This window comes from Pseudomonas sp. zfem003, assembly GCF_032621675.1.
Lineage (GTDB): Bacteria > Pseudomonadota > Gammaproteobacteria > Pseudomonadales > Pseudomonadaceae > Metapseudomonas > Metapseudomonas otitidis.
The window spans coordinates 1-12,258 of sequence record NZ_JAVYJG010000010.1; the positions used below are offsets into that span (position 1 = coordinate 1).

Annotated in this window: 10 protein-coding genes, 4 tRNA genes, 1 rRNA gene and 1 pseudogene; all 16 read left to right on the forward strand. The window is 58.0% G+C overall.

Going from position 1 to position 12,258, the window contains the following annotated elements:
- The first annotated feature begins 30 nt into the window (after positions 1–30).
- Positions 31–150, forward strand: a 5S ribosomal RNA gene (rrf, locus tag RTK35_RS22890).
- 178 nt (positions 151–328) lie between these two features.
- The gene (gene birA, locus RTK35_RS22895) at positions 329–1,279 is read left to right on the forward strand and encodes a bifunctional biotin--[acetyl-CoA-carboxylase] ligase/biotin operon repressor BirA (RefSeq protein ID WP_074974303.1); all 951 of its coding nucleotides are present in this window, start codon (positions 329–331) and stop codon (positions 1,277–1,279) included.
- Positions 1,263–2,012: a type III pantothenate kinase gene (locus RTK35_RS22900; RefSeq protein WP_074974301.1), complete on the forward strand. Its 750-nt coding sequence runs from the start codon at positions 1,263–1,265 to the stop codon at positions 2,010–2,012. The genes birA and RTK35_RS22900 overlap by 17 nt, the downstream gene beginning before the upstream one ends.
- Before the next feature lie 8 nt (positions 2,013–2,020).
- The gene (locus RTK35_RS22905; protein ID WP_044410907.1) at positions 2,021–2,701 is read left to right on the forward strand and encodes an SPOR domain-containing protein; all 681 of its coding nucleotides are present in this window, start codon (positions 2,021–2,023) and stop codon (positions 2,699–2,701) included.
- Positions 2,702–2,843: 142 nt separating this feature from the next.
- Positions 2,844–2,928: transfer RNA gene (locus tag RTK35_RS22910), tRNA-Tyr, on the forward strand.
- Positions 2,929–2,953: 25 nt separating this feature from the next.
- Positions 2,954–3,027: transfer RNA gene (locus RTK35_RS22915), tRNA-Gly, on the forward strand.
- Between the two features lie 26 nt (positions 3,028–3,053).
- Positions 3,054–3,129 (forward strand) — tRNA-Thr (locus RTK35_RS22920).
- Positions 3,130–3,213: 84 nt separating this feature from the next.
- Positions 3,214–4,402: pseudogene (tuf, locus tag RTK35_RS22925) on the forward strand (elongation factor Tu).
- Positions 4,403–4,455: 53 nt separating this feature from the next.
- Positions 4,456–4,531 (forward strand) — tRNA-Trp (locus tag RTK35_RS22930).
- Between the two features lie 48 nt (positions 4,532–4,579).
- Complete coding sequence (gene secE / locus RTK35_RS22935) at positions 4,580–4,948, forward strand: preprotein translocase subunit SecE (RefSeq protein ID WP_044410913.1); 369 nt, start codon at positions 4,580–4,582, stop codon at positions 4,946–4,948.
- A gap of 10 nt (positions 4,949–4,958) precedes the next feature.
- Entirely contained in the window at positions 4,959–5,492 is a 534-nt protein-coding gene (gene nusG, locus RTK35_RS22940) for a transcription termination/antitermination protein NusG (RefSeq protein WP_044410915.1), read from the forward strand.
- A 115-nt stretch (positions 5,493–5,607) separates the two neighbouring features.
- Positions 5,608–6,039, forward strand: a complete 432-nt coding sequence (gene rplK, locus RTK35_RS22945; protein ID WP_044410918.1) for a 50S ribosomal protein L11 — start codon at positions 5,608–5,610, stop codon at positions 6,037–6,039.
- Positions 6,040–6,735, forward strand: coding sequence for a 50S ribosomal protein L1 (gene rplA, locus RTK35_RS22950; RefSeq protein ID WP_044410921.1), 696 nt, complete (start codon positions 6,040–6,042; stop codon positions 6,733–6,735).
- 212 nt (positions 6,736–6,947) lie between these two features.
- Complete coding sequence (gene rplJ / locus RTK35_RS22955) at positions 6,948–7,448, forward strand: 50S ribosomal protein L10 (RefSeq protein WP_316909090.1); 501 nt, start codon at positions 6,948–6,950, stop codon at positions 7,446–7,448.
- An 81-nt stretch (positions 7,449–7,529) separates the two neighbouring features.
- A complete protein-coding gene (gene rplL, locus RTK35_RS22960) occupies positions 7,530–7,898 on the forward strand; it encodes a 50S ribosomal protein L7/L12 (protein WP_044410925.1) in 369 nt (122 codons plus the stop codon).
- A gap of 221 nt (positions 7,899–8,119) precedes the next feature.
- Positions 8,120–12,193: a DNA-directed RNA polymerase subunit beta gene (gene rpoB, locus RTK35_RS22965; RefSeq protein WP_316909091.1), complete on the forward strand. Its 4,074-nt coding sequence runs from the start codon at positions 8,120–8,122 to the stop codon at positions 12,191–12,193.
- The last annotated feature ends 65 nt before the right edge of the window (positions 12,194–12,258 follow it).

A 12,258-nucleotide genomic window follows, 5' to 3' on the forward strand; every position in this document is an offset into this window, starting at 1 on the left:
GAGCGTCTCGACGATCACCCTAAAGAATAGCTTTACGACCATAGAGCGTTGGAACCACCTGATTGATCCCATCCCGAACTCAGTAGTGAAACGATGCATCGCCGATGGTAGTGTGGGGTTTCCCCATGTGAGAGTAGGTCATCGTCAAGCACCTATACCAAACCCCCGATCATCGAAAGGTGATCGGGGGTTTGACTTTGCGCGGATGAAAATCGAGTCGACCTTTCATGCAGCAGGGCCCAGTCGTTAAGTCCTGCACCCCATCCCTTTTCTATGCAACCCAACAGGGCGCCGCTATGATGCCTGCCTCGTAAAGAGGCTGAGCGTTATGTTGAATCTGATACGTCTCCTTCAGGATGGCCAGTTTCATTCCGGAGAGTTCCTGGGGGAGGCGCTTGGCATTTCCCGTGCTGCTGTCTGGAAGCATCTGAAGCACCTTGAGGCTGCTTACGGCCTGGATATCCATAGGGTCCGGGGAAAAGGTTATCGCCTTGCTTCTCCATTCGAGCCTCTTTCCCAGGAGCGTCTTTTCGCCCTAGGTGAGCCGTGGCCAATCTTTATCCATGAGAGCATTGACTCTACAAACGCGGAAGCACTGCGCTTGTTATCCCAAGGCGTACAGGCGCCATTTGTTGTCTTGGCGGAGCACCAGTCTGGTGGGCGCGGTCGTCGAGGGCGAGCCTGGGTGTCGCCCTATGGTGAGAATCTCTATCTCTCATGCGTAATCAGGATAGATGGAGGCGCCAGACAGCTGGAGGGAATGAGTCTGCTGGTTGGTGTTGCCGTGTTGCGGGTTCTTCAGTCGCTAGGTGTGAGTTCCGCGCAGCTCAAGTGGCCCAATGATGTTTTGGTGGCGGAGCGGAAGATTGCCGGAATTCTCATCGAGCTCGTAGGAGATCCAGCTGATATCTGCAATGTCGTTATTGGTGTCGGGCTCAACGTCAATATGTTGAGCCGACAGGCAGAAATTACCCAGGAGTGGACGTCCGTCCGTTCCGAGATTGGATCCCTTCAGGATCGCACGCAAATTGCTGCTGCTCTTCTATGTGAGCTCCGCCGTTGCCTGGGAGAGGGGTTCGCTGCTGTTCGGAGGGAGTGGGAGCTCCATCATGCGTGGACCGGAAGGGAGGTATCCGTACTAACCGCCAGCAAGCGTGTGGACGGTGTGGTTCTTGGTATTGATAAAAGTGGCGCTCTTCGCCTTGATGTGGGGGGCACCGAGTTGCTGCTAAACGGGGGAGAGCTCAGTTTGAGGTTGCGAGATGATTCTAGAGCTTGACTGTGGCAACAGCTTCATCAAATGGCGCCTGCTTGGCACCGACAGTGAAGGAGCGCTCATTTCAGGTGTTGCTGCTGATGGCGACAATGTCATCCAGGCAATTAAGGCCTCCGACTACTCAGGCATTCAGCAGTGCCGATTAGTCAGTGTGCGCTCGGAGGAGGAAACTTCCGCGCTGCTGCAGGCTCTTGAACAAGCGTTTCATGCAAGGCCTCTGCTCGCATCCTCTTCGAAGGTATTGGCGGGAGTCGTTAATGGCTATGAGGATTTCCACAAGCTTGGACTGGATCGATGGCTTGCTGTCGTTGCCGCCTACCACGTCAGCAAGAGCGCATCGCTCGTGCTTGATCTCGGTACGGCGGTAACCTCCGACTTCGTAACTTCCAGTGGCGTGCATCTCGGGGGATATATATGTCCAGGAGTGCCACTCATGCGTAGCCAGCTCAGAACGCATACGCGACGAATCCGGTATGACGACGAAGCTGCCGCTCAAGCGGTGGCGCACATGAAGCCAGGGCGGAACACCGCTGAAGCCGTTGAGCGAGGTTGCCTTTTGATGCTCAAGGGGTTCGTGCGCATGCAATTGGATCTGGCCCGACAACAGTTGGGAGAGGATTTCTGCATTTTTCTCACCGGAGGGGATGCTGCATTGGTAAAAGAGGAAGTGCCCAATGCGAGATTGGCTCCTGATCTGGTTTTCTCCGGGCTTGCGATTGCGTGTCCATTTGACTGAGGTTGTCCATGCGCTGGCTGTTCCTGCTCTTATTGGTGCTGAATCTCTTCTATTACGTTTGGCACCAACAACAGGCCCCTCTCCAGGTCAAAGAAGTCGAGACACTGTCTCTTTACAGGGGGGGGCAGCAAGACATTCGTTTGTTGAGTGAGTCCAAGGAAAATACTGCCCCTCGTGCTCAGCAGCAGTCAGCGCCTTTGCCTGATGCTCAGGTTTGTCTGTTTTTGGGAGGCCTGGATCGTGAGGAACAAGTGAAGGGTGTTGAGCAAAGGCTGCTAGCCCTGAATATCCAGAGCAGCATTCAAAGTGTGGATGCTGCTGCAGGCGTTGACTACTGGGTCTATCTCGCTCCGCTTGCCTCCAGGCAGGCATCTTTGCGGCAATTGAAGGAGCTCCAGGCTCGCAAGATCGACAGCTACCTGATCAGTCAGGGCGACCTGCAGAACGGCATCTCACTTGGGATTTTTCCAAGACTTGACTCGGCCGAGAGTGTAATGACGCGTCTCAAAGATGCGGGGTACGAGCCTCTTATGCGTGAGTTGCCACGCGCTCACCGCGACTACTGGGTTCGCGTGGATGGAGAGGGCCGTCGACTTGTGGATGACGCTTTGCTAGCGACGCTTGTGAAAGATTTTCCGGGTCTTCAGCACAAAATTATGCCCTGCCAGGGTGTTGCATCTCGCGAATAGTTTGCATAGAATAGCGGCCGCTTCGCAGGCAGGCCTAAAGAGATGTTTGCCGAAGCGCTGTCAAAAATAGCTAACCTCAAGATTTTAATGAGAAAAAGCTTGACAGCAGAGGTGGCTACGATGAAAATGCCGCCTCCCGATTGGAGGGATTCCCGAGTGGCCAAAGGGATCAGACTGTAAATCTGACGTCATAGACTTCGAAGGTTCGAATCCTTCTCCCTCCACCAGATTCAAGCGTGAGCACCAGGCTCCGCGGGTATAGTTCAGTGGTAGAACCTCAGCCTTCCAAGCTGATGATGCGGGTTCGATTCCCGCTACCCGCTCCAGGTTTGATGTTTGTGCAATGTGTTTGGCTCATGTAGCTCAGCTGGTAGAGCACACCCTTGGTAAGGGTGAGGTCAGCGGTTCAAATCCGCTCATGAGCTCCATCTTACAAAGGCAGATATGAAAATATCTGCCTTTGTTTTAATGGTGGCGTGACTCGCTCAATTCATTGATGGGAGACGTTTTCGATGGCTAAAGAAAAATTCGAACGTAACAAACCGCACGTCAACGTCGGCACCATTGGTCACGTTGACCATGGCAAGACCACTCTGACTGCTGCCCTGACCAAAGTCTGCTCCGAGACCTGGGGTGGTTCGGCTCGTGCGTTCGATCAGATCGACAACGCTCCGGAAGAGAAAGCTCGCGGTAATCAACACCTCCCACGTTGAGTACGATTCCGCTACTCGTCACTACGCTCACGTTGACTGCCCCGGTCACGCTGACTACGTGAAGAACATGATCACCGGTGCTGCCCAGATGGACGGCGCGATCCTGGTTTGCTCCGCTGCTGACGGCCCCATGCCGCAGACTCGCGAGCACATCCTGCTGTCCCGTCAGGTAGGCGTTCCCTACATCGTCGTGTTCCTGAACAAGGCCGACATGGTTGATGACGCCGAGCTGCTGGAACTGGTCGAGATGGAAGTTCGCGATCTGCTGAACACCTACGACTTCCCGGGCGACGACACTCCGATCGTCATCGGTTCTGCGCTGATGGCGCTGGAAGGCAAAGACGACAACGAAATCGGTGTCTCCGCTGTTCGCAAGCTGGTAGAGACCCTGGACTCCTACATTCCGGAGCCCATTCGTGCCGTTGACCAGCCGTTCCTGATGCCGATCGAAGACGTGTTCTCCATCTCCGGCCGTGGCACCGTTGTGACCGGTCGTGTTGAGCGCGGTATCGTTCGCGTTCAAGAGGAAGTTGAGATCGTTGGTATCCGCGCTACCTCCAAGACCATCTGCACCGGCGTTGAAATGTTCCGCAAGCTGCTGGACGAAGGCCGTGCTGGTGAGAACGTTGGTATCCTGCTGCGTGGCACCAAGCGTGACGAAGTAGAGCGTGGTCAGGTTCTGGCCAAGCCGGGCACCATCAAGCCGCACACCAAGTTCGAGTGCGAAGTGTACGTGCTGTCCAAGGAAGAAGGTGGTCGTCACACCCCGTTCTTCAAGGGCTACCGTCCGCAGTTCTACTTCCGTACCACCGACGTGACTGGCAACTGCGAGCTGCCGGAAGGCGTTGAAATGGTAATGCCGGGTGACAACATCAAGATGGTCGTCACCCTGATCGCTCCGATCGCCATGGAAGATGGCCTGCGCTTCGCAATCCGCGAAGGCGGCCGTACCGTTGGCGCCGGCGTTGTCGCCAAGATCATCGAATAAGTAGTTGATCTTGCGTTATCAGGCCGGCATAATGGTCGGCCTGATTTTGTTACAGGCCAGTAGCTCAATTGGCAGAGCGGCGGTCTCCAAAACCGCAGGTTGGGGGTTCGATTCCCTCCTGGCCTGCCAGATTTCCCGGTCCTGGGATCTGGCAATCTCCACACAAGGTCCTTTCTAATGAATGCCAAGCTTGAAGCCAAAGAAACTCGCTTCGATGCGTTGAAGTGGATCGTTGTGGCTTTTCTGGTTGTTGTGGGGGTTGTGGGCAACCACTACTTCGCTGCTCAGCCGATTATCTATCGCGTCCTTGCTCTCCTGGTTCTGGGTGGTGCTGCCGCTTTTGTTGCGCTGCAGACCGTCAAGGGGCAGGCGTTCTTTTCTCTGGCCAAAGAAGCGCGTGTCGAGATCCGCAAGGTGGTCTGGCCGACTCGTCAGGAAACTACTCAGACCACGCTGATCGTGGTTGCGGTTGTTCTTGTCATGGCGCTGCTCCTGTGGGGCTTGGATTCCCTGCTGGGTTGGCTTGTTTCGATGATTGTTGGTTAAAGGGTGCCCCGTGGCTAAGCGTTGGTACGTTGTTCACGCGTATTCCGGTTATGAGAAGCATGTCATGCGTTCTCTCGTTGAGCGCGTGAAGCTTGCGGGTATGGAGGATCAGTTTGGTGAGATCCTCGTGCCGACCGAAGAAGTGGTCGAAATGCGCAATGGTCAGAAGCGCAAGAGTGAGCGGAAGTTCTTTCCTGGATATGTGCTGGTCCAGATGGAGATGAACGAAGCCACCTGGCACCTGATCAAGGACACTCCCCGTGTCATGGGGTTCATCGGTGGTACTGCGGACAAGCCCGCTCCCATCACTGAGCGTGAGGCTGAGGCGATTCTTCGCCGTGTTGCTGATAGTGGTGACAAGCCGAAGCCCAAAACCCTGTTCGAGCCGGGCGAGACTGTCCGTGTCATTGATGGTCCGTTTGCGGATTTCAATGGTGTGGTTGAAGAGGTTAATTACGAGAAGAGCCGCATTCAAGTTGCTGTGCTCATCTTCGGTCGCTCCACTCCTGTCGAGTTGGAGTTCAGCCAGGTCGAAAAGGTCTAGCTGTAGATGCATCCCATACCCCGCAGCCAATGGTTGCGGGGTTTTGTCGTCACTGGGATAAACGCAATGAAATCGGGGAGCCCTTGGGCGCTTGAACCCGCAAATGGAGTCATAAATGGCTAAGAAGATTCAGGCTTACATCAAGCTGCAAGTGAAGGCTGGTCAGGCCAACCCTTCGCCGCCGGTTGGTCCCGCTCTCGGTCAACACGGCGTGAACATTATGGAGTTCTGCAAGGCGTTCAACGCCAAGACCCAGGGCATGGAGCCCGGTCTGCCCACTCCGGTGATCATCACTGTCTACAGCGACCGTAGCTTCACGTTCGAGACCAAGAGCACCCCGGCTTCCGTGTTGCTGAAGAAGGCGGCTGGCATCACCAGCGGCTCTTCCCGTCCGAACAGCCAGAAGGTTGGCACCGTTACCCGTGCACAGCTGGAAGATATCGCCAAAGCCAAGCAGGCGGATCTGACTGCAGCTGACCTGGATGCGGCCGTGCGTACCATCGCCGGTTCCGCTCGTAGCATGGGCCTGAACGTGGAGGGCGTGTAAATGGCAAAGCTGACCAAGCGCCAAAAGGCAATTGCTGCCAAGGTTGAAGCCGGCAAGCAATATGCATTCGAAGATGCAGCCAAGCTTCTTGCTGAGCTGTCCACCATCAAGTTCAAGGAGTCCGTGGACATCGCCATCAATCTCGGCGTTGATCCTCGTAAATCCGATCAGGTTGTTCGTGGCGCCACTGTCCTGCCGAATGGCACTGGCAAGAGCGTTCGCGTTGCCGTGTTCACCCAGGGTCCTGGTGTCGAAGCCGCTCTGGCTGCCGGCGCTGACAAGGTTGGCATGGACGAACTGGCTGCCGAAATGAAGGCTGGCGACCTGAGCTACGACGTTGTGATCGCATCTCCTGATGCAATGCGCGTTGTCGGTCAACTGGGTCAGGTTCTCGGCCCTCGTGGCCTGATGCCGAACCCGAAAGTCGGTACCGTTACTCCCGACGTGGCTACCGCAGTCAAGAACGCCAAGGCCGGTCAGGTACGCTTCCGTACTGACAAGAACGGCATCATCCATGCTTCCGTTGGCAAGGTTGATTTCGAGCCGGTCAAGCTGAAGCAGAACGTCGAAGCCCTGCTGTCCGACCTGAAGCGCCTCAAGCCGTCCACCTCCAAGGGTGTGTATGTGCAGCGCGTGACCCTGAGCACCACCATGGGTCCAGGTCTGCAGATCGATCAGGCTTCCCTGGAAGCTTAAGGAACAAAGTCGCAGTGGGCCTTGTGCCCGCTGCGCAGGTATTGGGGTCCCTGCCTGGCGGGGGCTATCCAAGACCGTAGGCGGCCATGCCTTAAACCGGGGAGCGATCCTCGAGCCTACGCAGATGGTGCTCCCGATTCGTTTACCGAATCAGACACCAAAACGCCGTCCGGCCTCGGCTGGACGAACCGGTAACATCCAGGAGTGAACCCGTGGCAATTAAACTCGAAGACAAGAAGGCCATCGTCGCTGAAGTCAACGAGGCTGCCCAAGCTGCCCTGTCCGCTGTCGTGGCTGATGCCCGTGGCGTGACCGTGGCTGCCATGACCGGACTCCGTAAAGAGGCCCGCGCGGCTGGTGTTTACGTCAAAGTCGTACGTAACACCCTCGCCCGTCGCGCCGTCGAAGGCACTTCTTTTGAAGTGCTCAGCGACGTGTTCAAGGGCCCGACCCTCATTGCGTTCTCCAACGAGCATCCGGGCGCTGCCGCCCGTATCTTCAAGGATTTCGCCAAGGGTCAGGACAAGTTCGAGATCAAGGCCGCCGCGTTTGAAGGCAAGCTGATCGCAGCCAACCAGATCGACGTACTGGCAACCCTGCCGACCTACGACGAAGCCGTATCCCAGCTGATGAGCGTTATCCAAGGCGCCACCAGCAAGCTGGCTCGTACCCTGGCGGCAATCCGCGACCAGAAGGAAAGCGCTGCAGCCTGATAAGGCCGCGCCCGTCCTTTCGCTTTATTCGATTAATTCGATGGCCGCCTGAGGCCATCCATCAATACAGGAATTAGAGTCATGGCTCTGACCAACGAAGACATCATCAACGCCGTATCCGAAATGTCCGTGATGCAAGTTGTTGAACTGATCAAGGCAATGGAAGAGAAGTTCGGCGTTAGCGCTGCTGCAGCTGTTGCTGCTGGCCCGGCTGCCGCTGCTGCTGTTGTTGAAGAGCAGACCGAGTTCACCATCGTCCTGGCTGAAGCTGGCGACAAGAAAGTGAACGTGATCAAGGTCGTTCGCGAGCTGACCGGTCTGGGCCTGAAAGAAGCCAAGGCAGTTGTTGACGGCGCCCCGGGCGTGGTCAAGGAAGGCGCTTCGAAAGAAGAAGCCGAAGCTGCCAAGAAGGCTCTGGAAGAAGCTGGCGCCAAAGTCGAGCTCAAGTAAGCGACGACCTTGCGTCTACAGCCTGAGCGGTAAGCGAAAGGCTGATGGCTGGTGGCTTAGGCCACCGGCCTTTTTCCGTTCTAGGTGGTCGCCTCGTGGCGGCTACCTGGAATGTGAGGCTCCCACCGACCAAGGTGGCGCAAACCAAGGGGTTTGCACGATTTTCTGGCTACTCCCGTCGGAGGAGCCAAATAAGCAGGTGACCAAGCTGGGGAACGCTGATGGCTTACTCATACACTGAGAAAAAACGTATCCGCAAAGACTTTAGCAAGTTGCCGGACGTCATGGATGTACCCTACCTCCTGGCCATCCAGCTGGATTCGTACCGCGAATTCCTGCAGGCGGGCGCGAGCAAGGAGCGGATCCGTGATATCGGCCTGCACGCGGCCTTCAAGTCTGTATTCCCGATCATCAGCTATTCCGGCAACGCCGCTCTGGAATACGTTGGCTATCGCCTTGGCGAGCCGGCCTTCGACGTCAAGGAATGCGTGCTGCGCGGCGTGACCTTCGCCGTTCCGCTGCGCGTCAAGGTGCGTCTGATCATTTTCGACAAGGAGTCGTCGAACAAGGCCATCAAGGACATCAAGGAACAAGAAGTCTACATGGGCGAAATCCCGCTCATGACCGAGAACGGTACCTTCATCATCAACGGTACCGAGCGCGTGATCGTCTCCCAGCTGCACCGCTCCCCGGGCGTGTTCTTCGACCATGACCGTGGCAAGACCCACAGCTCCGGCAAGCTGCTGTACTCCGCGCGGATCATTCCCTACCGTGGTTCCTGGCTGGACTTCGAGTTCGATCCGAAGGACTGCGTGTTCGTTCGTATCGACCGTCGCCGCAAGCTGCCGGCCTCCGTCCTGCTGCGTGCGCTCGGCTACAGCACCGAGGAAGTGCTCAACGCCTTCTATGCCACCAACGTCTTCCATGTGAAGGGCGAAGGCCTGCACCTGGAACTGGTGCCCCAGCGCCTGCGCGGTGAAGTCGCCGTATTCGACATCAAGGATCCGTCCGGCAAGGTGATCGTGGAGCAGGGCCGTCGTATCACCGCCCGCCACATCAACCAGCTGGAGAAGGCTGGCATCAGCGAGCTGGAAGTTCCGCTGGACTACGTCCTCGGTCGCACCACCGCCAAGGCCATCGTGCATCCGGCCACCGGCGAGATCATCGTCGAGTGCAATACCGAGCTGACCACCGACCTCCTGGTCAAGATCGCCAAGGCACAGGTCGTCCGCATCGAGACCCTTTACACCAACGACATCGACTGCGGTCCGTTCATCTCCGACACCCTGAAGATCGACTCCACCAGCAACCAGCTGGAAGCCCTGGTGGAAATCTATCGCATGATGCGTCCTGGTGAGCCGCCGACCAAGGAAGCTGCCGAGACCCTGTTCAACAACCTGTTCTTCAGCGCCGAGCGTTACGACCTGTCCGCTGTCGGCCGCATGAAGTTCAACCGCCGGATTGGTCGCACCGAGATCGAGGGGGCTGGTGTCCTCAGTCGCGAAGATATCGTCGAGGTCCTCAAGACCCTGGTCGACATCCGCAACGGCAAGGGCATCGTCGACGACATCGATCACCTGGGTAACCGTCGTGTCCGTTGCGTTGGCGAAATGGCCGAAAACCAGTTCCGTGTTGGCCTGGTGCGCGTCGAGCGCGCGGTCAAGGAACGCCTGTCCATGGCGGAGAGCGAAGGCCTGATGCCTCAGGACCTGATCAACGCCAAGCCCGTGGCTGCCGCGATCAAGGAGTTCTTCGGCTCCAGCCAGCTCTCCCAGTTCATGGACCAGAACAACCCGCTGTCCGAGATCACCCACAAGCGCCGCGTTTCCGCACTCGGCCCAGGTGGTCTGACTCGCGAGCGCGCGGGCTTCGAAGTCCGCGACGTACACCCGACCCACTACGGCCGTGTGTGCCCGATCGAGACGCCCGAAGGTCCGAACATCGGTCTGATCAACTCCCTGGCCACCTACGCCCGCACCAACCAGTACGGTTTCCTCGAGAGCCCCTACCGTGTTGTAAAAGGCACCCAGGTGACCGATGAGATCGTCTTCCTCTCCGCCATCGAAGAGGCCGACCACGTCATCGCTCAGGCGTCTGCCACGCTCAACGAGCAGGGCCAACTGATCGATGAGCTGGTGGCTGTGCGTCACCTGAACGAGTTCACCGTGAAGGCGCCGGAAGACGTCACCCTCATGGACGTATCGCCGAAGCAGGTCGTTTCAGTCGCTGCCTCGCTGATCCCGTTCCTCGAACACGACGACGCCAACCGCGCACTCATGGGCTCGAACATGCAGCGCCAGGCCGTGCCGACCTTGCGTGCCGACAAGCCTCTGGTCGGTACCGGCATGGAGCGCAACGTCGCCCGTGACTCCGGTGTCTGCGTCGTGGCCCGTCGTGGTGGTGTGATCGATTCCGTCGATGCCAGCCGCATCGTCGTCCGTGTGAACGACGACGAAGTCGAGACTGGCGAAGCCGGTGTCGACATCTACAACCTGACCAAGTACACCCGTTCCAACCAGAACACCTGCATCAACCAGCGTCCGCTGGTGCAGAAGGGTGACAAGGTTTCGCGCAGCGACATCCTGGCCGATGGTCCGTCCACCGACATGGGTGAACTGGCCCTGGGTCAGAACATGCGCGTCGCGTTCATGCCCTGGAACGGCTTCAACTTCGAAGACTCCATCTGCCTCTCCGAGCGCGTGGTCCAGGAAGATCGTTTCACCACGATCCACATCCAGGAACTGACCTGCGTCGCTCGTGACACCAAGCTCGGCCCAGAAGAAATCACCGCGGACATCCCGAACGTGGGTGAGGCTGCGCTGAACAAGCTGGATGAAGCCGGCATCGTCTACGTCGGCGCCGAAGTACAGGCTGGCGACATCCTGGTCGGCAAGGTCACCCCGAAAGGCGAGACCCAGCTGACTCCGGAAGAGAAGCTGCTGCGCGCGATCTTTGGTGAGAAGGCATCCGACGTTAAGGACACCTCCCTGCGTGTGCCGACCGGCACCAAGGGCACCGTCATCGACGTCCAGGTCTTCACCCGTGATGGCGTGGAGCGCGACTCCCGTGCTCTGTCCATCGAGAAGATGCAGCTCGACGAGATTCGCAAGGATCTGAACGAAGAGTTCCGTATCGTCGAAGGTGCAACCTTCGAGCGCCTGCGTTCCGCCCTGGTCGGCCAGGTTGCCGAAGGTGGCGCCGGCCTCAAGAAAGGCACCGAGATCACCGACGAGTACCTCGACGGCCTCGAGCGCGGCCAGTGGTTCAAGCTGCGCATGGCGGACGACGCTCTGAACGAGCAGCTCGAGAAGGCCCAGGCCTACCTCTCCGACCGCCGCCAGCTGCTGGACGACAAGTTCGAAGACAAGAAGCGCAAGCTTCAGCAAGGCGACGACCTGGCGCCGGGCGTCCTGAAGATCGTCAAGGTGTACCTCGCCATCAAGCGCCGCATCCAGCCGGGTGACAAGATGGCGGGCCGCCACGGTAACAAGGGTGTGGTCTCCGTGATCATGCCGGTCGAAGACATGCCCCACGATGCCAATGGCACGCCGGTGGACATCGTCCTCAACCCGCTGGGTGTACCGTCGCGTATGAACGTCGGCCAGATTCTCGAAACCCACCTGGGCCTTGCGGCCAAGGGCCTGGGCGAGAAGATCAACCGCATGCTCGAAGAGCAGCGCAAGATCGCCGAGCTGCGCAAGTTCCTGCACGAGATCTACAACGAGATCGGTGGGCGTCAGGAGAGCCTGGATGAACTGAGCGATCAGGAAATCCTCGACCTGGCGAAGAACCTGCGCGGCGGCGTGCCGATGGCTACCCCGGTGTTCGACGGTGCCAAGGAGCGCGAGATCAAGGCGATGCTGAAGCTCGCCGATCTGCCCGAGAGCGGCCAGATGCGCCTGTTCGACGGGCGTACCGGCAACATGTTCGAGCGTCCGACCACCGTTGGCTACATGTACATGCTGAAGCTGAACCACCTGGTCGACGACAAGATGCACGCACGTTCCACCGGCTCTTACAGCCTGGTTACCCAGCAGCCGCTGGGTGGTAAGGCGCAGTTCGGTGGCCAGCGTTTCGGGGAGATGGAGGTCTGGGCGCTGGAAGCCTACGGCGCCGCCTACACCCTGCAGGAGATGCTGACCGTGAAGTCCGACGACGTGAACGGCCGTACCAAGATGTACAAGAACATCGTGGATGGCGATCACCGCATGGAGGCCGGTATGCCCGAGTCCTTCAACGTGTTGATCAAAGAGATCCGTTCGCTCGGCATCGACATCGAACTGGAAACCGAATAACACGCGACGCCCAGAACGCTACGGCTGGTCAAGGCCGGTCGTAGCGGGTCCGTGAGGAGGAAAGG

Excerpts from the sequence above, each read along its gene's own strand:
- birA (WP_074974303.1), top strand. The coding sequence starts at position 329 with ATGTTGAATCTGATACGTCTCCTTCAGGATGGCCAGTTTCATTCCGGA.
- RTK35_RS22900 (WP_074974301.1), top strand. The coding sequence starts at position 1,263 with ATGATTCTAGAGCTTGACTGTGGCAACAGCTTCATCAAATGGCGCCTG.
- RTK35_RS22905 (WP_044410907.1), top strand. The coding sequence starts at position 2,021 with ATGCGCTGGCTGTTCCTGCTCTTATTGGTGCTGAATCTCTTCTATTAC.
- secE (WP_044410913.1), top strand. The coding sequence starts at position 4,580 with ATGAATGCCAAGCTTGAAGCCAAAGAAACTCGCTTCGATGCGTTGAAG.
- rplK (WP_044410918.1), top strand. The coding sequence starts at position 5,608 with ATGGCTAAGAAGATTCAGGCTTACATCAAGCTGCAAGTGAAGGCTGGT.
- rplA (WP_044410921.1), top strand. The coding sequence starts at position 6,040 with ATGGCAAAGCTGACCAAGCGCCAAAAGGCAATTGCTGCCAAGGTTGAA.
- rplL (WP_044410925.1), top strand. The coding sequence starts at position 7,530 with ATGGCTCTGACCAACGAAGACATCATCAACGCCGTATCCGAAATGTCC.
- rpoB (WP_316909091.1), top strand. The coding sequence starts at position 8,120 with ATGGCTTACTCATACACTGAGAAAAAACGTATCCGCAAAGACTTTAGC.